The following is a 24145-nucleotide window of genomic DNA, read 5'->3' as shown; positions in this document are numbered from 1 at the left end:
GTAAGACAGGCCACTGAGATCGCCTGCCCCTTTTTCTCTTTTGCCCTTGCGCCCGCAGCCCAGATCAAAACACTAGGGGCAGACCCTTCGATGTCAGACAGGCGACACAGTGACCACATCAAACCCCGCACCGACCACGTCTCCCACCGAGGCAGACACTGGGACAGACACAGGTTTCGAACTTGAAACCTTCCTGCCGTTTCTCCTCAACAAGGCGGCGGAGGCGACCAGCCAGGCGTTTCAACCGGCGTATCGCGAGGGCTACGGCCTGACGCGCAGTCAGTGGCGCGTTCTGGCCATCACCGGTCGCTATGGTGCCATCACCGCGCGCGACATCTGTGCCATCGCGCATGAGGAAAAGAGCAAGGTCAGCCGCGCTGTCAGCGCCCTCACCGAGGCGGGCCATCTCACCAAAGCGCTCGGGCAGACGGACAAACGCACCGAGGTGCTGTCGCTCACCGAGGAAGGCGCGGCGCTTTTCGAGGCGCTTGGCCGCTCCGCGCTTCAGTTCGACCGCGACCTCAAAACCGCCCTCACCCCGGAGAAAGAAGCGCAGTTTCGCGCGCTCCTGTCCGAGTTGGAGACCGCTTTGACGGCGCGCGCGGGACATAAGGACAGCTAACGTCCCGCGCACCCCTGCCGCATCGCACACGCCCCCCGAAAGGGGCGCCGCGACAGATCGGATCAGCCGAGATTGACCGCGACCGATTTGGTCTCCGTGTAGATCTCGATGGCGTCCTTGCCCATTTCGCGACCCCAACCGGATTGCTTGTACCCGCCCCAGGGCATGTTCGCGTCGCTCTGGTTGTGGCTGTTGATCCAGACGATCCCGGCCCGAATACGCGCCGCGAATTTATGGGCACGCGACAGGTTGTTGGTCCAGATCGAGGCACCCAGACCGTATTCGGTGTTGTTTGCCTCTTTCGCCAGCTCCTCAATGCTTTCATCGCTGAACTTCATCGCGCTGATCACCGGGCCGAAGATTTCCTGTTTGTAGACCGTCATCTCCGGCGTCACATCGCGCAGAAGGGTCGGCTTGAGGAAATAGCCCGCACCCTCGGTCTTGCCGCCGGTCACAACCTTGGCGCCTTCGGCAATTCCGGCATCCAAAAGACCGGTCACACGGGTGTATTGCTTCTCCGACACGATCGGCCCCATGTTGGTCTCGGCATCGAGACCGTGACCCAGTTTGAGCTTCTCGGAATAGGCCGCAACACCTTCGAGCACCGCCTCATAGACCTCCTCGTGGATGTAGAGACGCGAACCTGCGGTACAGGCCTGGCCGCTGTTGAGGAAGACGGCTTCGGCGACGCCCGGAATGGCGGTTTCGAGATCGGCGTCGGGGAAGACAAAGACCGGGCTCTTGCCGCCAAGCTCAAGGCTCACGCGTTTCAGGTTGCCCGCCGCGGCGCGCACGATGGCCTGACCCGTGGCGGTGGAGCCGGTAAAGCCGATCTTGTCCACGTCACCGTGATCCACAAGCGCGGAACCGACCTTGCCATCACCGGTGACGATGTTGACGACGCCGTCCGGGATGCCCGCCTTGCGGCAGATCTCGACAAAGCGCATCGCGGAGAGCGGCGTATCTTCGGCCGGTTTGACGATGACGGTACAGCCGGCGGCCAGCGCAGGCGCCAGTTTCCAAGCGAGCATCAGGAAAGGCACGTTCCACGGCAGGATCTGTGCCACGACACCCACGGGTTCGCGGGTGGTGTAGACGTGCCACTCGCCATCCATGTTGACCGGCAGCGTGGAGCCGTCGATCTTGTTGGCCCAGCCCGCAAAGTAACGGAAGTGATCCGCACCAAGGCTGATGTAGAAATTCTTGACCACACCATAGGGCGAGCCCTCGTCGAGCACGTCCAGCTCGGCCAGCTCGACCGAGGCTTCGTCGATCAGCTCGGCCAAACGCCACATGATTTTCATGCGTTCGTTGGGCTTGAGACCCGACCAGCGCCCGTCATCAAAGGCGGTACGCGCGGCGGCCACGGCCAGATCGACATCGGCGGCGGTGGCGTCGGCGACGTTCGAAATCACCTGCCCCGTGGCCGGATCGACGACATCGCGCCGCCCGCCTTCGACCGCATCAAGGCTTTTGCCGCCAATGAAGAGTTGGTGCTTTTGCCCAAGGAACGCACGGGTTTCCGCGCTGACATGATCCAGGACGGCGTCCATAGAGAAAGGTTTATTCATTTCGTGTCTAGCTCCAAAAGAGAGGGGGACCCGATCGCGAGGGATCGGGTCTTTGGGTGTGCTCAGACCGCCAAGGGCTTAGCGGTTGAAGAGAGAGAAGAGCTTCTCTTCATCCATCAGCGAGGACAGATCGGCGTCCGGCGGGGCAATGTCCGAACATTTCGGGACGATGTTTTGGGTGCTGTCGGCGTAGACATAGGGCACCACGCCCAGCGGCTCGTTCCATTCGATGCCGTTATGAGCCGCAAGGGCTGCGCGGAGTGCAAAACGAATGTCACCGGTCGACCCATCGACCGCGAGATAGGGCCATGCCGTGCCCTCTTCGAGCGCGGCCGTGTAGAGACAGCTCAGCTCGTTGTTGGTCGCGATGGCCGCCATGGCAGGCACATCGACGCCCGCCTGTTTGAAGGCCTTGATCGTCGCAAGAGCGGTCACACCGTAGTCCGAGGCAATGCCGTCGATGGTATCGCCGTATTTGGCGATGAGGCCGGCTGCGGCCTTTTGCGCATCCGCCGGGTTCCAGTTGGTGGAGATGAAATCATCATCCAGCAGTTTGAGGCCCGGATGATTGGCGAGACCTTCTTTGAACCCTTGCAGGAAGGAGCTCGAAGAGGACGCGCCCGGAGGCCCACCGAGCATGAGAACGTTGCCTTCGCCATCCAGAGCCTTGGCCAACCATTCAGCGTACTGATTGCCGATGGCGACCGAGTCTTGGTAGGGATTCACGGCGTAATCGACGCCATCGGTGCCCGGAAGATCGGTGAAATAGGGCACCATGGTCGTGCCGTTGCCATTGGCCATCCGGTAGGTCGGCATCGCCGCTTCGCCGAAGTCGGTGAAGGCCAAGATGATCTCATAGCCCTGTGTCGCATAGCCGTTGATCGCCGCATTATAGGCCTGCTGATCGCCGCCTGCGTCCGTGTGGTCCTCCGCCATCACGTTCGGGCATTTCGAGGCTTCGTCCTGAAGCTCGGCCAAGGTGATCTTGCGCCAGGTGTCGCCACCCCAGCCATCGACCAGCGCCACGCGGATCGGATCGGAGCCGCAAAGCTCGGTGATGTCGCCGCCCTGATCGACGCGGACCGTGTCCTGCGCCATCGCCATCGTGCCCATGAGCGCGACAGCGGCAGCCGTCCCGGACAGGCGCGCAAATTGCGTAAATTTGGTTGTGCGGGTCATGTTTTCCTCCCTAGACCTACAGTTTGGTGCTGTATTCTTGCCCTCCCCCTCGGGTCTTTGCCCGCATCGGGAGAGGGGTAATCTTATGGGGCCCAGATCGGCCCTTCTGTCGCCGTCAGGCCGCGATCCTTAGGCCGCAGATCTTAGGCCGCAGCCCGGATCATGTCGGAGGCTTTCTCCGCAATCATGATCGTCGGCGCATTGGTGTTGCCGCTGGTCAGCGTCGGCATGACCGAAGCATCGACCACACGCAGGCCGCTCAGCCCGTGCACCCGCAGCTCGTCATCGACCACCGCCATATCATCGGAGCCCATCTTGCAGGTGCCGACCGGGTGATAGACACTGTTGCAGTCGTTCTTGATGTACTCATCCAGTTCCGCATCCGACTGCATGTTGACACCCGGCGCATATTCCTCGGCACGGATCGCATCAAAGGCCGGTTGCGCGATGATTTCGCGGTGCATCCGAAGCGCATCGCGCAGCACCCGCAGATCGTCCGGCACAGACAGGAAGTTCGGATCGAGTTCCGGCAATTGGAACGGATCGGCGGATTTCGCCATCACCGTGCCGCGGCTTTGCGGGCGGGAAATGTTGAAATAGGGCATGCAGCCTTCAACATTGATGATCTCGCGGCCATGATCCTTGTACATGATGTTGTTGAAGTGGGTCTGCACATCCGGCGCGATGAGCTCTTCGCGGGTCTTGAGGAAGGACATGACCTCCACCCCGTGCCCTGCGACCGGGCCTTTGCCCGTGGTGTAATACTGCAAAAGCGCCATTGCGGCCGCGTAGGGTTTGGTCTGACCCAAAAGCGACACGGGTTTCGACAGACCTTGTTTCACCGAACTTGCGAGGTGGTCCTGCAAGTTGCGACCCACACCCGGCAATTCGTGCACAGTGTTCACGCCAATACGGCTCAGGTGCTCGGGGTCGCCGATGCCGGAGATTTGCAGCAGATGCGGCGAGTTGAACGCACCGCCGCAGAGAATAACCTCTTTGTCGGCATAGATCGTCTTTTTCTGACGCCCCTGCACGAATTCGACACCGACCGCCCGGCCACCCTTGACGATGATACGGGACACCATGGCTTTGGTGTAGAAGGTCAGGTTTTTGCGTTTCTTGATCGGCGTGATGTAGCAGCGCGACACGCTGGAGCGGATGCCATCACGGACCGTGCCGTCACAGGGGCCAACACCATATTGTTCGCCACCGTTCAGATCTTCATTATAAGGCACGCCCATCTGCATGCAGGCGTCGCGGTAGGCCACGCACGGCTCTGCCTCGATCGGGTTGCGCGTGGTCGCGAGCGGGCCGTCATAGCCGTGAACTGCCTCATCGCCGCCCCCGCCCCAGTTCTCGGCGCGGCGGAAATACGGCAGGATGCTCTCGTAATCCCAGCCCTTGTTGCCCATCTGCGCCCAATGATCGTAATCGGTGCGGTGGCCGCGGGTGTAGATCATGCCATTGACGGTCGTACAGCCGCCGATGCTTTTCGCGCGCGGCACGAACATCACCCGGTTGTTGACATGTTTTTGCGGCACCGTGTGGTAGCCCCAGTCGAGTTGCAGCGTCTGCATCAGACGGAAATAGCCCATCGGCATGTGAATCCAGGGGCTTTTGTCCCAATCGCCCGCCTCGATGACGGCCACTTCGACATTCGAATTTTCACTCAAACGATTGGTCAGCACGCCGCCGCCGGAGCCAGCGCCAATAATAATATAGTCGGGCATGAAATTGCCTCCTCCACCTCGGCGCCCCAGTGCGGCGCCAGCCTTCCCTTTAGCCAGACACCACGGCATCTGACCTCCTCCGCATTAGGTTTGTCATGCGCAAATTGTTTAGTCAATCATAAATTATTTATGCACCCGAAACCTCGCATAACCGCCACCAACAACGATCAGACAAAGCACAGAACACGCCCCCTTTCAGACCCCCAAGGGACACATAGAATCGGGGCAAACCGCCGGAAACGCAGTCAGAGTAGAGCCAAAAGTCTTATGGCGCCCGAAAGGGAAAACCGTGAAAATCTGAGGACTTGCCGCAGGCGCAAAGGGCCAATTGAGGGCCTTTTCATGCCGTGATACACAGAGGCGTCTTGCGCGATTGATCTTCGTCGAATTAGACTAATACATATGCAAATATCAAACATTCGCCCAAATGAGAGGCGGATATAAGAGTGGGAGGGCTCTGGCATGGCCGAGGGTTCGAGGGGTATTCAATCCGTAGAAGTGAGCGGTCGCATTCTGCGCGCTTTCGTGAAAACCGCCGAGCCGATGATGCTCAAGGATCTGGCCGAACTGGCCGATCTCAAACCCGCGCAATGCCACGCCTATCTGACCAGTCTCAAGAATGTCGGGCTGGTGCATCAGGACTGGGCCACCGGCCATTACTCCCCCGGCCCCTTCGCACTTCGCCTGGGCGTCAGCTGGCTCAGGGGCAACCCGCAAACCGCCCGCGCCATCGAGGGGCTCAAGGCCCTGACCGAAACCTTTGGGGTGATGTCGCTCATCACCGTCTGGGGCGAATTGGGCCCCACCATCGTGCACACCTACGCCGGCCTGACACAGGCAACGCTGAACCTCAGACAGGGCTCGATCTTTTCCGTCACCGGCACCGCAACAGGACGCATTTTCGCAGCCTACGGCACAGCCCCCGCGATTATGGAACTGGCCGATGCGGAAATGTCCCGCACCTCGCAAAATCAGGCGATCGGCGAACATATCACCCGCGAGGCCTTCGCAGAACGGATCAAGGAGCTGCGCGAGCGCGGCTATGCGCTGGCCGAGAAACGCCCGATCCCCGGCATCAACGCGATTGGCGCGCCGGTGTTTTCCGAGACCGGCGCGCTCGCCTTTGCCATCTCTTTGATCGGCAAATCCGAAACCCTGCCGATGGACCCGGACTCCGAGGCGCTTGCCGGCCTATGTGCGCTGGCCGCAGAACTGTCCCCCGTCACAGACATGAGCGAAAAGGTGTCCGCATGAGCCTCACAACCACCAAACGCCGCGGCACGGAACCGAAATCCGAGGGCCGTGGCGTCCAGTCCATCGAGTTGGGCTCGCGCCTGTTGCAGGCCCTTTGCCAAGAACCCGAGCCGATGATGCTCAAGGACCTCGCCAAGGTCGCGGGCTTTGCCCCGGCGCAGGCCCACGCCTATCTCGTCAGCTACAAAAAGATCGGCTTTGTCGAACAGCACCCGGAAACCGGGCGCTACTCGCTTGGCCCCTTTGCGGTAGACCTTGGCCTCACCGCCATGCGCACCACCGACCCGATGGAACTGGCGCATGACACGGTGCAAGAGCTGTCCGGCGCCACCTCTCTCAACGTCGCGCTGGTGGTCTGGGGGTCCTTTGGCCCGACCGTGGTGCAGGTGCAGGAAAGCGGCAGCCAGATCAACATGAACACCCGCCCCGGCACCGTCTATTCGATGTCTGGCACGGCGAGCGGCCTCGTGTTCTCCGCCTTTCTGCCCGAGAAAGAGGTCAAGGATTCGGTCGCCCGCGAAAAACGCGACCCGACAGGATCCGGGCGTGTCGGTGTCTCGCGATTCGTTTCGCGTCGTGAAATCGATCAGATCCGCGAACAGGGATATGCCACGGTCGATCCGCCGCCCGTGCCCGGCATCCATGCCTATTCCGCGCCGGTGTTCGACCACACCGGGCAGATCGTTCTGGCGATCACCATCATCGGTCAGGATCACAATCTTGAACCTCGCGCCGAGTCGGAATTCATTCCCGCACTCCTGGAGGCAACCAAGACGCTCTCCGTCAATCTGGGACATCGAATCGCCAGCTGATCCCCACTGACATCAAACCGAAATGGCCATAGTGCGTTTCGGTTTAGACGCGAAGACCGGACGCGACGGCCCCAAATCGGGACCGTCGCGTCGTCGTTTTGGACCCGTCCTTTTGGACAGGCGCGCCGTTGTTGGGCAAAGAGACGCCACCTCAGACAACCGCAGGCACAGCCACGATTTTAAGCCCCGAGACCGCTACGCGCACCACTGAACTGCGCTGGCGTGACGGGCGTGAAAACAGGCGAAATTAAAATTTACTCATTGCAAGCTCGTTTGCCATTAACTAACCTTCCTCACAGGGAGCGTGGATCGGTTGAGACCGTCCCGAAACGCAATGGGAGGAAATTCAATGAAACTCATCAAGACAGTTGTCGCCGCATCTCTGGCGGCTGGCGTGACCGCTGGCGCGGCCCATGCCGACACCTATGAGCTACAGAGCACCTTTGGCCTGAACGTGCCCTCGATCGGCCCGAGCCCGCAAAACTTTGCCCGCATGGTCTCCGCCATGACCGACGGCGAGGTCAAAATCAACGTGCATGGCGCGGGCGATTTCGTGCCGCCGTTCGAGGTCTTCGGCGCGGTCAGCTCGGGCGCGCTCGATATGGGGTTTGACTGGAGCGGCTATTGGAGCCAGCAAATCCCGGTCGCCAATATCGTGGGCTCTATGCCCTTTGGCCCCTCGCCCGAGATCGCGCTGGGTTGGATGTATTACGGCGGCGGTCAGGAGATCATCCAAAAGGCCTATGATCCGTTCAACGTCCATTTCCTGCCCTGCCATCTGGTGATTGCCGAAGCAGGCGGCTGGTTCAACAAAGAGATCACCAGCCTCGACGACTTCAAAGGCCTCAACATGCGCATCGCGGGGCTTGGCGGGCTGACGCTGGCGAAACTCGGCGCCAACACGCAAACGGTGCCCGCGGGCGAGATCTACCTCAGCCTGGAAACCGGTCGCCTCGACGCCGCCGAATTCTCCGCGCCCTCGCTCGATGTCGGCATGGGCTTTCAGCGCGTGGCGAAATACTACTATTTCCCCGGCTGGCAACAGCAATCCGCCTGGGATTCGATCATCGTGAACAAGGCGGTCTGGGACGATCTGGGCGAAGAAAACCAGACGATCATGGAAGACGCCTGCCGCGCCAACATCGCGTTTAACCTCGCCGATCAGGTCAACACCCAAGCGCCCGCCATCGCGCAAATCCGCGAAGCCGGGGCCGAAGTGCGCCGCTTCCCCGATGAGGTGCTCATCGGCCTGCGCACCGCCGCCTATGAGGTGATGGACGAACAAGCCGCGAAAGACCCGCTCTTTGCCGAGGCTCTGGAGTCGCTCAAAGCCTATATGGTGAGCGTGGGCGAATGGCCGGAGCTGCAAAGCATTCCGGCACTGACCGAATAAGCTCTGATCAGGAGGGCGCCGACACCCCGCGCGCCCTCCACACCGCATCTCTAAAGACGCCGTTAGACGCGTCGGATGCAAAGATACGCACATAAAATGGGGCCCGATATGTCTCGGATACTTTCGCTCGCCCGCGCCTTGCTCAGCTTTCCCGGCAAAATCGTTGCCTGGCTGATCATTCCGCTGATCCTCTCCATCGTTCTTTCTGTCATCGCCGCCCGCTTCGGCTGGTCGACGCTGATGGATTGGGAGGGCCGCATCCCGCTGTTCGGCGAGGCGCTCACCGTCAACAGTCTCGTCGACATGCAATGGTACATCTTTTCGCTGATCGTGCTGTTCGGCGGCGTCTGGGCCTATTTCGAGGACCGCCATGTGACGGTCGACTTCATCGCCCTCAATCTGAGCCGCAAGACCCGCGCCTATATCGCACTGTTTGGCGATCTCTTTCTGCTTTTGCCGCTCTGCATTCTGGTGATCCGCTACGGGTCGGACTTTGCCGCCACTGCCTGGCGCACCGGCGAAGGCTCGAACCAAGGCGGTCTGGTCGCGCATTGGCTGATCAAGGGCGCCCTGCCCGTCGCCTTCGGCCTTCTGGGCCTCGCCGCCATCACCAACGCCTTGAGAACGCTCTGCGAATTGCGGCGCGGCACCTTCCACGAAACGGACATTCACCATGATAGCTGAGTATATTTGGCCCATCTCGATGCTTCTGGCGCTCGTTGTGCTGCTCTTTAGTGGCTATCCCGTGGGCTTTGTCCTCGCAGGTGTTGGCATCGCCTTTGCCCTTCTGGCCGATGTGCCGACCGTCTTCCTGTCGATGGGCGTTCAGCGCATCTATTCGGGCACGCTGACCAACTGGCTATTGGCCGCCATTCCTTTGTTTGTCTTCATGGGGCTGATGCTGGAGAAATCCGGCATTGCCGAACGCCTCATGAAGTCCCTCGCAGCCCTTGCCGGACGTTTGCCGGGCGGCTACGCCTTTGCCGTGGTGGTCATCGGTGTCGTCATGGCCGCCTCCACCGGCATCATCGGTGCCTCTGTCGTGCTCATGGGGATGATGTCCCTGCCCGCCATGCGTGCGGCCGGTTACGACATGCGGCTGGCGACCGGGCTTGTCGCCGCCTCGGGCACTTTGGGCATCCTGATCCCGCCCTCGATCATGCTCATCATCTTGGGCGATCAGCTGCGCGTGCCGATCGGCGATCTGTTCATGGGCGCGATCTATCCCGGTCTGATCCTGTCGGGTCTGTACTTTGCCTATATCGTGCTCAACGCCATCTTCCGCCCCTCGCATATGCCCGCCCCGCCGCAGACCGATGGCGTTCCAGTGCTCAAAGCGGTGCTGTCGCTCACCCGCGATCTCGTGGCGCCGATGTTGTTGATCCTCTCCGTTCTGGGCACGATCATCACCGGCGTGGCGACACCCACGGAATCCGCCGCCATCGGCGCAGTTGGGGCCACACTTTTGGCCGCACTCACCGGCGGGTTCAGTTTTTCTGCCTTCCGCCATGCCGTCTTTGAGACCACGAAAACCACCGCGATGATCGCCTTTGTGATGATCGGCGCGACGGTGTTCAGCCTTGTGTTCCGCCGCCTGGGTGGCGACGCCATGGTCGCCGATCTGTTCCATTTTCAGGACGTCAGCCCCTATGTCACCCTCGCCCTGATCATGGCGCTGATCTTTGTGCTGGGCTTTTTTCTCGATTGGGTCGAGATCAGCCTCGTGGTGATCCCCATTGTCGCGCCCATCGTGGCGAACCTCGATTTTGGCATGCCCTCGTCTGACGTCATCCTTTGGTTCGCCATCGCGCTGGCCGTCAATCTCCAGACCTCGTTTCTCACGCCGCCTTTCGGCTATGCGCTGTTCTATTTGCGCGGTGTCGATGCCTCGATCCCGATCGGCACGATCTATCGCGGCGTGATCCCCTTTGTGCTGATCCAGATGGCGGCGCTCATCCTCGTGATCGCGGTCCCGAGCCTCGTGCTCTCCCTGCCACATTCAATGCGATAGGCCCTCTTATGACCTCTTCGACTGACACGACCGCAGCCCTGCTGCAGCCCCTCACCCTGCGTGGGCGGACCTTCAAGAACCGCATCACCATCTCGCCCATGTGCCAACATGCCGGCAAGGATGGCTATGTCACCGACTGGCACCTTGTGCATTACGGCAAATTCGTTTTGGGCGGCGCGGCTTTGGTGCTCACCGAGAGCACGGCGGTGGCCTCGGATTCCCGCGTGGGTGTGGACGATCTGGGCATCTGGTCCGACGATCACATTCCGGGTCTGAAACGCCTCGCAGAGTTTGCCCATGACAATGGCGGTATGATGGGCGTGCAACTCGCGCATTCCGGGCGCAAAGCCTTTTCGCAGCCGCTCTGGCATGGCGGCCAAGCCATGACTCCCGCCGAGATCGACGCCGCCGGCATCGACTGGCGTCGCGTCGGGCCAAGCGCCATCGCCGCGAGTTCCGAATGGAGCACGCCCGAGGAACTCAGCATCGAGGAGATCGCCGAAATCCGTCAGCAACATGTCGACGCCGCGCGGCGCGCCGATGCCGCCGGGATGGATGTGGTCGAACTGCATTACGGCCATGGTTATCTGGTGGCGAGCTTTCTTTCCCCCATCGGCAACACCCGCGACGACGCCTATGGCACAGACCGCGCAGGGCGGATGCGGATCGCCATCGAGATCGCCCGCGACGTGCGTGCGGTCTGGCCCGAAGACAAACCGCTTTTCGTCCGCCTGTCCTGTGTCGATGGCGCCGAGGGCGGCTGGAACATGGATGACACCGTCGTTTTGGCCCGCGAACTCAAAGCCGTGGGCGTCGATGTCATCGACTGCTCCTCCGGCGGCCTCTCTGAGGAAACCCGGCGCAGCAACGTGCCGCGTGGCTTTGGTTTCCAAGTGCCTTTCGCCGAGCGCGTCCGCCAAGAGGTCGGCATTCCGACCCAAGCCGTCGGCCTCATCACCTCCCCCGCGCAGGCCAACGCCATCGTCGCCGAGGGCAAGGCGGATCTGGTCGCCATCGGTCGCGCCGCTTTGGAAAACCCCTATTGGCCAGTTCAGGCGCAGCGCGTGCTGAGCGAAGGCGAAGGCTTTGCAACCTGGCCGGAGCGTCACGGCGCCTGGCTCGACAAACGCGAACCGGTGCTTCAGCGGCTGATCGCGGAACACGTTGAGAGCGCAGAAGGAGAGGCAAAATGATCGCCCGATTTGGACTTTTGCAGAAATCCGCCAGCCTCTCGGAAGAGGCCTTTGATGCGCATTGGAAAGACGTCCACGGCCCGTTGGCGTCGAAAATGCCCGGTCTGCGCAACTATTGGCAGCACCGCGTTGTGGACAAAGAGCAATTCGGCATTTCGCACGCCCGCGGGCCTTGGGACCTCGACGGCATGTCCGAGCTGCATTTCGACAGTCTGGAGGCGATGAAACAGGCCGTCGCCACGCCGAGCTTCGCCGATGCTTTGGGCGATGAGGACGGATTTCTGGCCGATGTGCATCTGGTGGCCTGCGAAAAACATGTGGTCGTGCCCTTTGATGCCAAAGGCGGTCCGTTCGTGAAACGCATGACCCTGTTGCGCAAACTCGACGGCATGTCGGACGCGGATTTCCGCCACGAATGGCTGAAAGTGCATGCCGATTGGGTGCGTCAGTGGCCGGATGTTTTGGGCTACACGCAGAATATCGTCGTGGACCGCTATCACGCCTCGCGCGAGGACAGCGCGGACTACGCCAGTGTGCCCATCGATGGAATCGTCGAATTCTGGTTCCGCGACACGGACACCGCCGCCAAGCTCTACGCCAGCGACATCGTCACCCAGACACAGGAACACGCCAAGGTGTTCCTCGCCGAGATCACGCCCTATTTCGTGCAGACCCGGCAGATCGTTTGACCCGAGACAGAGCGGGTGCGGACCTATTTTTAGTCCGCACCCTCATCAACTTAATCAACAAGAAACAATGCGTTAAACAAAACACTTAAAGCATAGGAGTAACGTGAAACCAGCCTCACTCAAGCCTCGAGCGCCTGCAGAAGATGCTCGATCTGATCCAGCAGCTTCTCGATGTTCTGGTCGCCAATTTTAGCTTCGATTTCCGCATAAATCTGCGCGCTTTGCGGCGCCAACTCGCGGATGAAACTGCGCCCCTCTTCGGTCAGACCGACCAGCATCCGCCGCCCGTCCGCCTCATCGCGATGCGCCTGAAGAAAGCCGCGCGCCTCCAACGTGCGCATGATCCGCGTGAGCGATGGCGCGAGGATACAGGCCTTGTTCGCCAAGAAACTGGCGTCCGTTTCCCCCGCCTCTTCGAGCACCCGCATGACGCGCCATTGCTGTTCGGTGACGTCATTGGCGGCGAGCATGGGGCGGAAGCGCTCCATCACAACTTCGCGGGCGCGCAACAGCGCAATCGGCAACGTGCGATGCGTGCGCGCCAGTCCAAACCCGTCTTTATGCGTTTCAGAATGCGTATTTGGCGCCATCGGTCTCTCTTCTCCCTGTTATCTTTTCCCATCGGAGATTGTGGGCGGGTTGACAAGCAGAATTACATTTAACATGTTAAGCAACAAGTAAGGGAGAGAGAATCGTGCCGCATCTAGCGATTGAATATTCGGCGGGCCTTGAGGCGCGTGCTGATATTAAAGGCGTTTGTGAAAAAGCCTATGAGGCCATGCTCACCGCCGGAATTTTTCCGAAAGCCGGGATTCGTGTCCGCGCGCACAAGGCCGACGTGGCCATCGTGGGCGATGCTTTGCCGGAAAACGACTTTGCCGCGCTGACCCTCTCGGTGGGCGCAGGCCGGTCCACCGAAGCGCTCAAAGACGCTGGCGACATGATCTTTGCCGCCGTGCAGGAGGCGCTGAAAGGCCCGCTCTCCACCCCTCATTTCGCCCTCTCGCTCGAGATCCGGGAAATCAACCCGGAGCTGAGCTGGAAAGACACCCCCATTCACGCCCGCCTGTCGGGCAAAAGCTGAAGGAAAGACGATGAGCGCTCTCGAAGAGAACCTATCCAAAGCCAAGGCCTATATGGCCAAATTCGCCGAAACCGGCGTTTTGAACCACATCAATGGCGAAAGCGTACCCGCCAAATCCGGCAAGGTCTTCGAGACCACCTCGCCGGTCGATGGCAAGGTGCTTGCCTCCGTTGCCAAGGGCGATGAAAGCGACATCGACGCCGCTGTGGCCGCCGCAAAAGAAGCCTTTAAAACCTGGTCCAAAATGCCGGGCAAAGAGCGCAAAGCCATCCTGATCAAGGTGGCCGAGGGCATCGAAGCCCGCGCAGAAGAGATCGCCTTCACCGAATGCATGGACACCGGCCAGGCGCTGCGCTTCATGTCCAAAGCCGCAATCCGTGGTGCCGCCAACTTCCGCTTCTTCGCGGATCAGGCGCCCACCGCCGAAGACGGTCTGGCTCTGCGCAACCCGAACCAGATGAACGTGACCTCGCGTCGCCCGATCGGCCCGATCGGTGTGATCACGCCGTGGAACACGCCCTTCATGCTGTCGACCTGGAAAATCGCGCCCGCTCTGGCCGCCGGTTGTACCGTCGTGCACAAGCCCGCCGAATTCTCGCCGATGACCGCGAAACTGCTGGTCGAGATCGCCGAAGAAGCCGGTCTGCCCAAAGGTGTTCTGAACCTCGTCAACGGCTTCGGCGAAGACGCCGGCAAGGCCCTGACCGAGCACAAAGACATCAAGGCCGTTGCCTTTGTGGGCGAAAGCCGCACCGGCTCTCTGATCATGAAACAAGGTGCCGACACGCTGAAGCGGTTCCACCTTGAGCTGGGCGGCAAAAACCCGGTCATCGTGTTCGACGACGCCGACATGGAACGTGCGGTCGATGCCGCCGCTTTCATGATCTACTCGCTCAATGGTGAGCGCTGCACCTCGTCCTCGCGCGTGCTCGTGCAGGAGAACATCTACGAAGAGTTCACCAACAAGCTTGCCGATGTCGCCAGCCGCATCAAGGTCGGTCACCCGCTCGACCCGGAAACCGTGGTCGGCCCTCTGATCCACCCAGAACACGAGACCAAGGTTCTGTCCTACTTCGACAAAGCCAAAGCCTCCGGTGCGACCATCGCTGCTGGTGGCGAAAAGGTCGGCGAAGAAGGCTGCTTCGTGCGCCCGACGCTCTTCACCAACGCCTCCAACGACATGGACATCGCCCAAGAAGAGATCTTTGGCCCGGTGCTGACCGCCATCCCGTTCAAGGATGACGAAGAGGCGCTGAAACTGGCGAACGACGTGCAATACGGTCTGGCCGCCTACCTGTGGACCAACGACCTGAACCGCGCCATGTACATGACCGACAACCTCGAAGCCGGCATGATGTGGGTGAACTCGGAAAACGTCCGCCACCTGCCCTCGCCGTTTGGTGGCGTCAAAGCCTCCGGCATTGGCCGCGACGGTGGCGACTGGTCCTTCGACTTCTACATGGAGACCGTCAACGTCTCCTTCCCGCGTCAGTACCACAAGGTGCCGAAACTCGGCGGCTGACGCGCCCGAAACCAAACATGGGGAGGTGGCCCACACTGCCTCCCCCACCAAAACACCAATCGCACAAAAGAAGAGAGTGAGAGACATGCCCATCCCGGCCCCAAATCTCTATCCCCCGTTCAACATCATCCGCCTGAGCCACGTTGTGTTCGGCGTCAAAGACGTTGCCGCGTCGCGTAAATTCTACGTCGACATCCTTGGCCTTCAGGTCACCGATGAGTCCGCCGACACCGTCTATCTGCGCGCCCTCGAAGAGCGTGGCCACCACTGTATGGTGCTGCAGAAATCCGACGTCAGCGAAGTGAAATCCCTGTCCTTCAAGGTCTTCTCCGAAGAAGAGCTGGACAAGGCCGAAGCCTTCTTCAAATCCAAAGGCCACGCGACCGATTGGGTCGAGCGCCCCTATCAGGGCCGGACGCTGGCGACCGTCGACAACTACGGCATGCCGATTGAATTCTATTTCAAAATGGACCGCCTGTCGCCGATCCACCAGAAGTACGAGCTCTACAAAGGCGTGAAGCCGCTGCGCATCGACCACTTCAACTGCTACTCGCCCTCCGTGGACGAAAGCGTTGCTTTCTATAACGAACTTGGCTTCCGCGTCACCGAGTACACCGAGGACGAAGAGAGCGGCAAGCTCTGGGCCGCATGGACCCACCGCAAGGGCGGCGTGCATGACATCGCTTTCACCAACGGTCTGGGCCCGCGCCTGCACCACACCGCGTTCTGGGTGCCGACACCTCTGAACATCATCGATCTGTGCGACCTGATGGCCACCACCGGTTACGTGACCAACATCGAGCGCGGTCCGGGCCGTCACGGCATCTCCAACGCCTTCTTCCTCTACATTCTGGACCCCGATGGGCACCGGATCGAGATCTATTGCTCCGACTACCAGACGGTCGACCCGGATCTCGAAGCGATCAAATGGGACCTCAAGGACCCTCAGCGTCAGACGCTTTGGGGCGCGCCCGCACCGCGCAGCTGGTTCGAGCATGGCTCCACCTTCAAAGGCATCGAGCCGCAGGAAAGCACGCTCGCGGCTTCCCCGATCATCGCTCCGTAAGCGACATCACACCTCCGGGACAGGCGCATCCGTGCCTGTCCCTTCCCTATAAGACCTGTTTTCGAGGACATCCCTATGCTCAAAGACCCGACACTGATGAAAGAGGCCGCCCTTGTTGGCGCCGAGTGGATCGCCGCTGGCGACGACGGGATCAAAGTGACCAATCCGGCCACGGGCGAGGTGATCGGTCGCGTGCCGCGTCTGGGCGCGAAAGAGACCGAAGCCGCCATTGCCGCCGCAGAAGTTGCACAAAAAGACTGGGCTGCCAAAACCGCGAAAGAGCGCGCCACCGTGCTGCGCCGCTGGTACGATCTGATGGTGGAAAACGCCGACGATCTGGCGGAAATCCTGACCCTCGAACAGGGCAAACCTTTGGCAGAGGCCAAGGGTGAAATCCTTTACGGCGCCTCCTTCATCGAATGGTTCGCCGAAGAAGCGCGCCGCGTGTACGGCGACGTCATTCCGGGCCACGCCGCCGACAAGCGCATCGTGGTCATCAAACAGCCCATCGGCGTTGTCGCCGCGATCACGCCGTGGAACTTCCCCAACGCGATGATCACCCGCAAGGCGGGCCCGGCACTGGCCGCAGGCTGTTCCATCGTGTTGAAACCCGCCGGTCAAACGCCGTTCTCCGCCATCGCTTTGGCGGTCCTCGCCGAACGTGCGGGCCTGCCCTCCGGTCTCTTCTCCGTGCTCACCGGCTCCGCGCGGGAGATCGGCGGCGTGATGACCAGCTCGGATGTGGTGCGCAAGCTAACCTTCACCGGCTCGACCGAAGTGGGTGTGGAACTCATGCGCCAATGTGCGCCGACCGTGAAAAAGCTCGCGCTCGAACTGGGCGGCAACGCGCCGTTTATCGTCTTCGAAGACGCCGATCTCGACGCGGCGGTCGAAGGCGCGATCATTTCCAAGTTCCGCAACAACGGCCAGACCTGCGTCTGCGCCAACCGCATCTATGTGCAATCCGCCGTCTATGACGAATTCGCCGACAAACTCGGCAAGCGCCTCTCGACGCTGAAAGTCGGCGACGGCATGGAGGTGGACACCGTGTTCGGCCCGCTCATCGACGACAACGCCGTCGCCAAAGTGCAGGAACATATCGCGGATGCCACCGGCAAAGGCGCCACCGTCATCCAGGGCGGCAAACCGCACGCCTTGGGGGGGCTGTTCTTCGAGCCGACCGTGATCAAGGACGTGACCCAAGACATGGCGGTCGCGACCGAGGAAACCTTTGGCCCCGTCGCCCCTTTGTTCAAATTCGACACGGACGCCGATGTGGTGGCCATGTCCAACGACACCGAATTCGGCCTCGCCTCCTACTTCTACACCCGCGATCTCGCACGCGCATGGAAGGTCGGCGAACAGCTCGAATACGGCATGGTCGGCATCAACACCGGTCTCATCTCTACTGCCGAAGCCCCCTTCGGCGGGATCAAATCCTCGGGTCTGGGCCGCGAAGGCTCCAAATACGGCATCGAGGAATTCGTTGAAATCAAATATCTCTGCTTCGGCGGGATCGTCTGAGGAGGACGCCCTATGAAACCCATTCCAGCCCGCATTGCCGCCTTCCACGCCAATGGCGCCGACCGTTACGGCGTGGTCACTGACGCCGGCATCATCGACATGACGCCCGAATACGGCAGCCGTTTTGCCACGCTGCAAAACGTGGTCGAGGCCGGTGCGCTCGAAGAGGTGCTCAAATCCTCTGAAGGCCGCGCGCCGAGTTACCGCGAAGAGGATGTCACCTACCTCATCCCGATCGCGAAGCCGGAAAAGCTGATCTGTATCGGCGTGAATTTCCCGGACCGCAACGCGGAATACAAAGACGGCACCACGGACGCGAAATCCTACCCGTCGATGTTCATCCGCTTCCCGCGCTCCTTCACCGGCCATAACGGCAACATGGTGCGCCCGCCGGAGAGCGAACAGCTCGATTACGAAGGCGAAGTCACCATCGTGATCGGCAAAGGCGGTCGTCGCATCGCGAAAGAAGACGCCTATGACCACATCGCCGCGCTGACGCTTTGTAACGAAGGCACGATCCGCGATTGGGTCCGTCATGCGAAGTTCAACGTCACCCAAGGCAAGAATTGGGACAGCACCGGCTCCATCGGCCCGTGGCTTGTGCCCTTCCGCTCCGCCGATCAGCTCGACGACATCGAACTGACCACCCGCGTGAACGGCGAAGTGCGTCAGAACGACCGCACCAAGAACATGATGTACGACTTCCGCTACATCGTGAACTACGTCTCCACCTACTGCACGCTGGTGCCGGGCGACGTTATCGTCTGCGGCACGCCGACGGGCGCAGGCGCACGCTTCGATCCGCCGATCTGGCTCAAGCCGGGTGATGTGGTCGAGGTCGAAGCCGAAGGCATCGGCATCCTGCGCAACGGTGTGGAGGACGAGTGATGCTCGCCCAATCCGACATTGAAACCGCAGCAGCCGCGCTTCTTGCGGCTGAGGAGACGCGCGAACAGATCGGGCTTTTGTCGCTGAAACACCCGGAGATCACGCTGGACGACGCCTATGCGATCCAATCTGCGCAAATGGCGCAGAAACTGGCGCAGGGTCGTGAGATTATCGGCTGGAAAATCGGCCTGACCTCGAAAGTCATGCAGGACGCGCTTGGGATCACGACGCCGGACAGCGGCGTGATCTACGACGACATGGATTTCGCGGATGGCTGCACTGTGCCCGCCACCCGCTTTATCCAGCCGCGCATCGAGGCCGAGATTGCGTTTGTGATGAAAGCCCCGCTTGAGGGCAAGGTCACGCGGGAGGACGTCTTGGCGGCGACCGATTTCGTGGCCCCCGCCATCGAAATCCTCGACACCCGCATCCTGCGCGCCGACCCGGAAACCGGCAAGACGCGAGTCATCTTTGACACCGTGTCGGACAATGCCGCCAACGGGGGCATCGTCTTGGGGCCGCAGAAACATGCGCCCGAGGCCTTCGATCTGCGCTGGGTCGGTGCGATCCTGACCAAGAACGACGAGGTGGTCGCCACCGGTCTGGGCGCGGCTGTGCTCAATGATCCGGTGATGGGCATCGTCTGGCTGTCCGAGCGCATGGGCCAATACGGCCAGCGCATCGAGGCGGGTCAGGTTGTGCTCGCGGGCTCTTTCATCGCGCCGATCGAATGCCCCTCAGGGACCAAGATCGAGGCCGATTACGGCCCCTTCGGCAGCGTGTCCGTCAATTTCGCATAAGGGAGGACCACATGCCTGCACCGAAAAACACCTTCAAATCCCGCCTCAAGGCGGGTGACGTTCAAATCGGCCTCTGGCTGGGCTTTGGCGATCCCTCCGTGACCGAACTGGCGGCGGGAACCGGCTTTGACTGGCTCCTGATCGACGGCGAACACGGGCCAAACGGTCTGCGCGATGTGCTCGGGCAACTGCGCAGCGCCGCAGACAAAAGCCAGGTGGTCGTGCGCACCCGCGACGACAACCGCGCCGAGATCAAACAGATGCTCGATATTGGCGCGCAGACCCTGCTTGTGCCGATGATCGAAAGCGGCGATCAGGCCGCCGAAGTCGTCCGCTCGATGAAATACCCGCCCTTGGGTGTGCGGGGTGTCGGCGCGGCTTTGGCGCGCGTCTCCGCGTACAACGCCATCCCCGATTACCTGCAAACCGCCAATGATGAGGTCTGTGTCCTCGTTCAGGTCGAAAGCATGGCGGGGGTCGAGGCGCTCGACGCGATTCTCGGCGTCGACGGCGTCGACGGCGTCTTTGTCGGCCCCGCCGATCTGGCTGCCGATATGGGATATCTGGGACAACCTGCCGCACCCGAGGTTCAGGCCGTGGTGGTCGACACCCTCAAACGCATCAAAGCGGCGGGCAAGGCAGCGGGCATTTTGACGTCCGATCAAGCACTTGCGCAATCCTACCGCGAGCTCGGCGTCGAATTCCTCGCCGTCGGCTCCGATGTCGGCGTGCTTCGGGCGGGCCTTTTGGGGCTGAAAGCCAAGTTTTCCTGACGTCACTGTGAACGATCTGTGGCGGGCGATGCTTGCCCGCCACAAGATTAACATGTTAAATTAATGCTTGGTAATCGATCTGGGAGAGGCCTGTGTTTCAAGAGCTCCGGGGGCCGCGAAACACCAAAACTGCGCCGACCCCATGACTTCACATCTGGGAGGATCAGAATGAATATCACCAAACGTGCCTTTCTTGCCGGGACCGCTCTCGCCGTCACGCTGAGCGCGACTTTGGGCGCCACGCCCGCCTTCGCCGAGACCGAGCTTGTGCTCTCAAGCTGGCTGCCGCCGCGCCACCCGCTGGTCGTCGGCGCGATCAAACCCTGGGCCGAGCAGGTCGAGGAAGTGACCGAAGGCCGCGTCACCATCCGCGTGCTGGCCAAGCCGCTGGGCGCCCCGCCCGCGCATTTCGACATGGCCCGCGACGGCGTCGCCGACATCACCTACGGTCTGCACAGCTTTACCAGCGACGACCGCTTCCTGCGCTCCCGCGTTGGTCAGTTCTCCTTCCTTGGCGATGACGCGGTGACCACCTCCACCAACTTCTGGAACGTCTACACCCAAGACCTCGACGCCGCCGGTGAACACGAAGGCACCCATGTTTTGGGCCTCTTCACCCATGGTCCGGGCGTGCTTTTGTCCAAAGATCGCAATTTCGCAGCGCCCGATGATTTCGGGGGCTTCAAGGTCCGCACCCCCGGCGGCTACCCGGCCGATCTGATGAACGGCGTCGGCGCCACCACGCTGTTCATGTCCTCCGGTGAAGTCTACGAAAAACTGACCCGTGGCGTGATCGACGGGCTTTGCATGGCGATGGACTCCGTGCGCGCCTTTAAACTCGACAAACACATCACCGACGTGATGACGGTGCCCGGCGGTCTCTATAACACCTCCTGGTTCCTCGTGATGAACGAAGGCAAATGGGACAGCATCTCCGCCGAAGACCAAGAGGCGATCATGTCCGTCTCCGGCGCGGCTTTCTCTGAACTCGCAGGCAAGGCCTGGGACGAAGCGGACGCGACCGGCTATGACGCCACCAGCAAGGCGGGCATCAATGTCTACCCGGCGGATGAGGCCGTTTTGGCGCAAATTCAGGCCGTGGCCAGCCCGCTCGAAGAGGCCTGGGTCGCCGCTGTGACCGAACAGGGCTTTGACGGCGCCGCCGCCTTGGCCGCCATGCAGACCGCAAAGCCTGCACAATGAGCTCTCTCAACGCCCTCAATTCGAAGCCCCTCCGGGGGCTTCGTTTCTTCGTGGAACGCGTGCTTCCGGCCTTTGCCGCCGCTCTCATCCTGATGATGGTGGCCGTCACGGTCGTCGATGTGGTCGGGCGCTATGTCTTTGACCGCCCGCTGCCCGGCGCGTTCGAACTGACGCAAATCCTTCTGGCCGATCTGGTGCTGACCGCCCTGCCCCTGACCACGCTCAAGGGCGCGCATGTGGAGGTCGATCTGTTGAGCCAGGTCTGGTCCAACAACACCCAGCGTCTCGCCGGACGTTTTGGCGGCACGACAATGGCCGTGGTGTTTTTCATCCTGAGCTGGACCGTCGCCTCGCATGGGCTTGGCCTGATGGAAGAAGGCGCGCGGACCAACGATCTCGCCCTGCCCGTCTGGCCCGTGGCGGCGCTTGCGGCGCTGACCTATCTGCTCAGCGGCATGGTCGCGCTCATTCCCGAACATCTGCGTCAGGAGGTCTGACATGCTCGAACCGTTGATCGCCACCATCATCTTGCTGGGGCTCGCGGTGTTCCGCGTGCCGATCGCCATTGCCATGATCGTGGTCGGCACCGTTGGCTTTGCGCTGTTGCGCGGTGTGCCCGTCGCCCTGACCATGCTGTCGACCACCGCGTTTGACACGGTGTTTTCCTATTCCTTGTCGGTGATCCCGCTGTTCATTTTCATGGGCAACCTCTTGGCCCATTCGGGCGTGGCCTCCGGCCTCTTCTCCGCCACCCAGCGCCTTGTGCGGCGCCTGCCGGGCGGCTTGGCCATGGCGGCTGTGCTGTCCTGTGGCGGCTTCTCTGCGGTCTCCGGCTCGTCTCTCGCGACCGCCGCGACCATGTCGAAGGTCGCCATGCCGTCTCTGCGCCGCTTCGGCTATTCCGACAGCCTGTCTGCAGGCGCCATCGCCGCAGGTGGCACGCTCGGCATCCTCATTCCGCCCTCGGTGATCCTGATCATCTACGGCATCCTGACCGAAAGCGACATCGGGCTGTTGTTCCTCGCAGGCATCATCCCCGGTCTTTTGGGCCTTTTGGGTTATGTCCTCGCCGTCTGGGCCGCCGTGTTGGTCAACCCGAAACTGGCGCCGAAGGACTATGAACTCGATGACCATCCGGTCGAAGGTCTTTACGGAGTGATCCTCTCCGTCGCGCTCTTTGCCTTCATCATGGTCGGCATCTACGGCGGGTTCTTCACCCCCATCGAGGCCGCTGGCATGGGCGCGGGCATGGCGCTTTTGATGGTGGTCGTCACCGGCCACGCCAAATTCGCCGAAGTCTGGCAATCGCTGATGGAAACCGCGATCAGCACCTCGATGATCTTTCTCGTCATCATCGGCGCCGAGGTGTTTTCCAACTACATCAACCTCGCTGGTCTGCCGGATGAGCTGGCCTCTTTCGTCGAGGGCCTCGACGTCAACGCCTGGGTCGTCATGGCGATGATCATCGTGATCTACCTGATCCTCGGAACCGTGCTCGAGAGCCTGTCGATGATCCTCCTGACCGTGCCGATCTTTTATCCGCTGATGTATCAACTCGATTTCGGTCTCGATCTTTTGTACGACCCGGAATACGCGCTGATCTGGTTTGGCATCATCGTGGTTGTGGTGACCGAAGTCTCGCTGATCACCCCGCCCGTGGGCATGAACGTCTTTGTGCTCAAGGCGACGCTGCCGGACATCTCGCTCAAAACGATCTTCAAAGGCATCCTGCCCTTCTGGATCGCTGACATCCTGCGCCTGTTGATCCTGATTGCCTTCCCGGCGATCTCGCTCTGGCTGGTCGCCTCCTGACGGCCAAACGACTTTCCCTCCCGAAAAACATATCCAAGTTGATTTGGATCAAGGATTTCGGGAGGGATTCAACCCATACGCTTAACATGTTTACTAATACTGGGAGGATACCATGGGTGAAATCGTAATGGCCGCCAAGGTCACCCACGTTCCAACGATGGTCATGTCCGAGCTGGACGGTCCGCTGAAAGGTGTGCGCCAATCCGCCATCGACGGGCATCGCGAATTGGGTCGCCGTGCGCGCGAAGCCGGCGCCGACACCTTTGTCGTGCTCGACACGCATTGGCTCGTCAACGCCGCCTATCACATCAACGCCAACCACCATTTCGAAGGCATGTTCACCTCGCATGAATTCCCGCAATTCATCAAGGATATGCCCTACGCCTACGACGGCAACGCCGCCTTGGGCGACCTGATCGCCGAAACCGCGCGCGCCAATGATGTCTACACGCTGAGCCATCAGGTCGACAGTCTCGATCTTGAATACGGCACCCTCGTGCCGATGCGTTACATGAACATGGATCACGACGAGTCGCTCAAGGTCGTCTCCGTCGCCGCCATGTGCACCGTGCACTCGCTCGCGCAATCCCGTCGCCTCGGCGCCTCGATTGCCGAAGCCATCAAGAAATCCGACAGCAAGGTCGCGCTCATCGCCTCCGGGTCGCTCAGCCACCAAATCTGGCCGAACGACATCTATGCGGAGAACAACGGCACCTTCACCATCTCGTCGAAATTCAACGAAGTGGTCGACCGCCGCGTGCTCGAGCTTTGGCAGAACGGCGAGCATGAGCTCTTCCTCGAAATGCTGCCCGACTACGCGAAATATTGCGACGGTGAAGGCGACATGCATGACACCATCATGCTCTACGGCGCACTCGGCTGGGATCAGTACAAAGGCAAGGCCGAGGTCGTCACCGACTACTTCCCCTCCTCTGGCACCGGTCAGGTCAACGTCTTCTTCCCACTCTGATCCGGGATCACATCCTAAAAAAAGCGCCCCGGTTCGGGGCGTTTTTCGT

General features: G+C 61.0%; 23 protein-coding genes. 19 read left to right on the top strand and 4 right to left on the bottom strand.

The window, feature by feature from the left end:
- The first annotated feature begins 109 nt into the window (after nucleotides 1–109).
- Nucleotides 110–622, top strand: a complete 513-nt coding sequence (locus LC094_RS04880; RefSeq protein WP_226550629.1) for a MarR family winged helix-turn-helix transcriptional regulator — start codon at nucleotides 110–112, stop codon at nucleotides 620–622.
- Nucleotides 623–684: 62 nt separating this feature from the next.
- Here the strand turns inward: LC094_RS04880 and LC094_RS04875 are convergent, their stop codons facing one another.
- The 3 genes from LC094_RS04875 to LC094_RS04865 form a co-directional block, all read right to left on the bottom strand.
- Nucleotides 685–2193 (bottom strand): aldehyde dehydrogenase family protein, encoded by a 1509-nt coding sequence (locus LC094_RS04875; protein WP_319003278.1) that lies wholly within the window; start codon nucleotides 2191–2193, stop codon nucleotides 685–687.
- Between the two features lie 78 nt (nucleotides 2194–2271).
- Nucleotides 2272–3372 (bottom strand): substrate-binding domain-containing protein, encoded by a 1101-nt coding sequence (locus tag LC094_RS04870; RefSeq protein ID WP_226550628.1) that lies wholly within the window; start codon nucleotides 3370–3372, stop codon nucleotides 2272–2274.
- Between the two features lie 143 nt (nucleotides 3373–3515).
- Nucleotides 3516–5102 carry a GMC family oxidoreductase gene (locus tag LC094_RS04865; RefSeq protein ID WP_226550627.1) on the bottom strand — a complete coding sequence of 529 codons (1587 nt, stop codon included), beginning with the start codon at nucleotides 5100–5102 and terminating at the stop codon, nucleotides 3516–3518.
- 462 nt (nucleotides 5103–5564) lie between these two features.
- On the opposite strand from LC094_RS04865, the gene LC094_RS04860 reads away from it, so the two are divergent.
- The 7 genes from LC094_RS04860 (at nucleotide 5565) to LC094_RS04830 (ending at nucleotide 12454) form a co-directional block, all read left to right on the top strand.
- On the top strand, nucleotides 5565–6356 hold the full coding sequence (locus LC094_RS04860; protein WP_226550626.1) for an IclR family transcriptional regulator: 792 nt from the start codon (nucleotides 5565–5567) through the stop codon (nucleotides 6354–6356).
- Entirely contained in the window at nucleotides 6353–7168 is an 816-nt protein-coding gene (locus tag LC094_RS04855) for an IclR family transcriptional regulator (protein ID WP_226550625.1), read from the top strand. The genes LC094_RS04860 and LC094_RS04855 overlap by 4 nt, the downstream gene beginning before the upstream one ends.
- A gap of 349 nt (nucleotides 7169–7517) precedes the next feature.
- Nucleotides 7518–8561 (top strand): TRAP transporter substrate-binding protein, encoded by a 1044-nt coding sequence (locus LC094_RS04850; RefSeq protein ID WP_226550624.1) that lies wholly within the window; start codon nucleotides 7518–7520, stop codon nucleotides 8559–8561.
- Nucleotides 8562–8669: 108 nt separating this feature from the next.
- A complete protein-coding gene (locus LC094_RS04845) occupies nucleotides 8670–9245 on the top strand; it encodes a TRAP transporter small permease subunit (protein WP_226550623.1) in 576 nt (191 codons plus the stop codon).
- On the top strand, nucleotides 9235–10572 hold the full coding sequence (locus tag LC094_RS04840; RefSeq protein ID WP_226550622.1) for a TRAP transporter large permease: 1338 nt from the start codon (nucleotides 9235–9237) through the stop codon (nucleotides 10570–10572). Before LC094_RS04845 ends, LC094_RS04840 begins: the two co-directional genes overlap by 11 nt.
- Before the next feature lie 8 nt (nucleotides 10573–10580).
- The gene (locus LC094_RS04835) at nucleotides 10581–11765 is read left to right on the top strand and encodes an NADH:flavin oxidoreductase/NADH oxidase (protein WP_226550621.1); all 1185 of its coding nucleotides are present in this window, start codon (nucleotides 10581–10583) and stop codon (nucleotides 11763–11765) included.
- Nucleotides 11762–12454: an EthD domain-containing protein gene (locus LC094_RS04830; RefSeq protein WP_226550620.1), complete on the top strand. Its 693-nt coding sequence runs from the start codon at nucleotides 11762–11764 to the stop codon at nucleotides 12452–12454. The genes LC094_RS04835 and LC094_RS04830 overlap by 4 nt, the downstream gene beginning before the upstream one ends.
- A 119-nt stretch (nucleotides 12455–12573) precedes the next feature.
- Here the strand turns inward: LC094_RS04830 and hpaR are convergent, their stop codons facing one another.
- A complete protein-coding gene (hpaR, locus tag LC094_RS04825; RefSeq protein WP_226550619.1) occupies nucleotides 12574–13044 on the bottom strand; it encodes a homoprotocatechuate degradation operon regulator HpaR in 471 nt (156 codons plus the stop codon).
- Nucleotides 13045–13148: 104 nt separating this feature from the next.
- On the opposite strand from hpaR, the gene LC094_RS04820 reads away from it, so the two are divergent.
- The 11 genes from LC094_RS04820 to hpaD (LC094_RS04770) all read left to right on the top strand — a co-directional run bounded on the left by LC094_RS04820 (nucleotide 13149) and on the right by hpaD (LC094_RS04770) (nucleotide 24096).
- Nucleotides 13149–13538: a 5-carboxymethyl-2-hydroxymuconate Delta-isomerase gene (locus LC094_RS04820; RefSeq protein ID WP_226550618.1), complete on the top strand. Its 390-nt coding sequence runs from the start codon at nucleotides 13149–13151 to the stop codon at nucleotides 13536–13538.
- A 10-nt stretch (nucleotides 13539–13548) separates the two neighbouring features.
- On the top strand, nucleotides 13549–15060 hold the full coding sequence (hpaE, locus tag LC094_RS04815; protein ID WP_226550617.1) for a 5-carboxymethyl-2-hydroxymuconate semialdehyde dehydrogenase: 1512 nt from the start codon (nucleotides 13549–13551) through the stop codon (nucleotides 15058–15060).
- 85 nt (nucleotides 15061–15145) lie between these two features.
- On the top strand, nucleotides 15146–16126 hold the full coding sequence (hpaD, locus tag LC094_RS04810) for a 3,4-dihydroxyphenylacetate 2,3-dioxygenase (protein ID WP_226550616.1): 981 nt from the start codon (nucleotides 15146–15148) through the stop codon (nucleotides 16124–16126).
- 75 nt (nucleotides 16127–16201) lie between these two features.
- Nucleotides 16202–17650: an NAD-dependent succinate-semialdehyde dehydrogenase gene (locus tag LC094_RS04805; RefSeq protein ID WP_319003277.1), complete on the top strand. Its 1449-nt coding sequence runs from the start codon at nucleotides 16202–16204 to the stop codon at nucleotides 17648–17650.
- A 12-nt stretch (nucleotides 17651–17662) separates the two neighbouring features.
- Nucleotides 17663–18538, top strand: a complete 876-nt coding sequence (locus LC094_RS04800) for a fumarylacetoacetate hydrolase family protein (protein ID WP_226550615.1) — start codon at nucleotides 17663–17665, stop codon at nucleotides 18536–18538.
- On the top strand, nucleotides 18538–19338 hold the full coding sequence (gene hpaH / locus LC094_RS04795; RefSeq protein WP_226550614.1) for a 2-oxo-hept-4-ene-1,7-dioate hydratase: 801 nt from the start codon (nucleotides 18538–18540) through the stop codon (nucleotides 19336–19338). Before LC094_RS04800 ends, hpaH begins: the two co-directional genes overlap by 1 nt.
- 11 nt (nucleotides 19339–19349) lie before the next feature.
- A complete protein-coding gene (locus tag LC094_RS04790; RefSeq protein ID WP_226550613.1) occupies nucleotides 19350–20111 on the top strand; it encodes an aldolase/citrate lyase family protein in 762 nt (253 codons plus the stop codon).
- A 168-nt stretch (nucleotides 20112–20279) separates the two neighbouring features.
- Complete coding sequence (locus LC094_RS04785) at nucleotides 20280–21314, top strand: TRAP transporter substrate-binding protein (protein WP_226550612.1); 1035 nt, start codon at nucleotides 20280–20282, stop codon at nucleotides 21312–21314.
- Nucleotides 21311–21811, top strand: a complete 501-nt coding sequence (locus tag LC094_RS04780) for a TRAP transporter small permease (RefSeq protein ID WP_226550611.1) — start codon at nucleotides 21311–21313, stop codon at nucleotides 21809–21811. The genes LC094_RS04785 and LC094_RS04780 overlap by 4 nt, the downstream gene beginning before the upstream one ends.
- A 1-nt stretch (nucleotide 21812) precedes the next feature.
- Nucleotides 21813–23126: a TRAP transporter large permease gene (locus LC094_RS04775; RefSeq protein WP_226550610.1), complete on the top strand. Its 1314-nt coding sequence runs from the start codon at nucleotides 21813–21815 to the stop codon at nucleotides 23124–23126.
- A gap of 112 nt (nucleotides 23127–23238) precedes the next feature.
- On the top strand, nucleotides 23239–24096 hold the full coding sequence (gene hpaD, locus LC094_RS04770) for a 3,4-dihydroxyphenylacetate 2,3-dioxygenase (RefSeq protein WP_226550609.1): 858 nt from the start codon (nucleotides 23239–23241) through the stop codon (nucleotides 24094–24096).
- Nucleotides 24097–24145: the final 49 nt, after the last annotated feature.

Origin of the sequence: Celeribacter naphthalenivorans, assembly GCF_020524585.1 — a bacterium.
Taxonomy (GTDB): Bacteria; Pseudomonadota; Alphaproteobacteria; order Rhodobacterales; family Rhodobacteraceae; genus Celeribacter; species Celeribacter naphthalenivorans.
This window is presented reverse-complemented; position numbering and strand designations above follow the sequence as displayed.

Coding starts and splice junctions, on each gene's coding strand:
- LC094_RS04790 (WP_226550613.1), top strand. CDS start 19,350: ATGCCTGCACCGAAAAACACCTTCAAATCCCGCCTCAAGGCGGGTGAC.
- LC094_RS04875 (WP_319003278.1), bottom strand. CDS start 2,193: ATGAATAAACCTTTCTCTATGGACGCCGTCCTGGATCATGTCAGCGCG.
- hpaD (WP_226550609.1), top strand. CDS start 23,239: ATGGGTGAAATCGTAATGGCCGCCAAGGTCACCCACGTTCCAACGATG.
- LC094_RS04805 (WP_319003277.1), top strand. CDS start 16,202: ATGCTCAAAGACCCGACACTGATGAAAGAGGCCGCCCTTGTTGGCGCC.
- LC094_RS04785 (WP_226550612.1), top strand. CDS start 20,280: ATGAATATCACCAAACGTGCCTTTCTTGCCGGGACCGCTCTCGCCGTC.
- LC094_RS04835 (WP_226550621.1), top strand. CDS start 10,581: ATGACCTCTTCGACTGACACGACCGCAGCCCTGCTGCAGCCCCTCACC.
- LC094_RS04850 (WP_226550624.1), top strand. CDS start 7,518: ATGAAACTCATCAAGACAGTTGTCGCCGCATCTCTGGCGGCTGGCGTG.
- hpaH (WP_226550614.1), top strand. CDS start 18,538: ATGCTCGCCCAATCCGACATTGAAACCGCAGCAGCCGCGCTTCTTGCG.
- LC094_RS04800 (WP_226550615.1), top strand. CDS start 17,663: ATGAAACCCATTCCAGCCCGCATTGCCGCCTTCCACGCCAATGGCGCC.
- LC094_RS04830 (WP_226550620.1), top strand. CDS start 11,762: ATGATCGCCCGATTTGGACTTTTGCAGAAATCCGCCAGCCTCTCGGAA.
- hpaR (WP_226550619.1), bottom strand. CDS start 13,044: ATGGCGCCAAATACGCATTCTGAAACGCATAAAGACGGGTTTGGACTG.
- LC094_RS04870 (WP_226550628.1), bottom strand. CDS start 3,372: ATGACCCGCACAACCAAATTTACGCAATTTGCGCGCCTGTCCGGGACG.
- LC094_RS04775 (WP_226550610.1), top strand. CDS start 21,813: ATGCTCGAACCGTTGATCGCCACCATCATCTTGCTGGGGCTCGCGGTG.
- hpaE (WP_226550617.1), top strand. CDS start 13,549: ATGAGCGCTCTCGAAGAGAACCTATCCAAAGCCAAGGCCTATATGGCC.
- LC094_RS04865 (WP_226550627.1), bottom strand. CDS start 5,102: ATGCCCGACTATATTATTATTGGCGCTGGCTCCGGCGGCGGCGTGCTG.
- LC094_RS04860 (WP_226550626.1), top strand. CDS start 5,565: ATGGCCGAGGGTTCGAGGGGTATTCAATCCGTAGAAGTGAGCGGTCGC.
- LC094_RS04780 (WP_226550611.1), top strand. CDS start 21,311: ATGAGCTCTCTCAACGCCCTCAATTCGAAGCCCCTCCGGGGGCTTCGT.
- hpaD (WP_226550616.1), top strand. CDS start 15,146: ATGCCCATCCCGGCCCCAAATCTCTATCCCCCGTTCAACATCATCCGC.
- LC094_RS04845 (WP_226550623.1), top strand. CDS start 8,670: ATGTCTCGGATACTTTCGCTCGCCCGCGCCTTGCTCAGCTTTCCCGGC.
- LC094_RS04840 (WP_226550622.1), top strand. CDS start 9,235: ATGATAGCTGAGTATATTTGGCCCATCTCGATGCTTCTGGCGCTCGTT.
- LC094_RS04855 (WP_226550625.1), top strand. CDS start 6,353: ATGAGCCTCACAACCACCAAACGCCGCGGCACGGAACCGAAATCCGAG.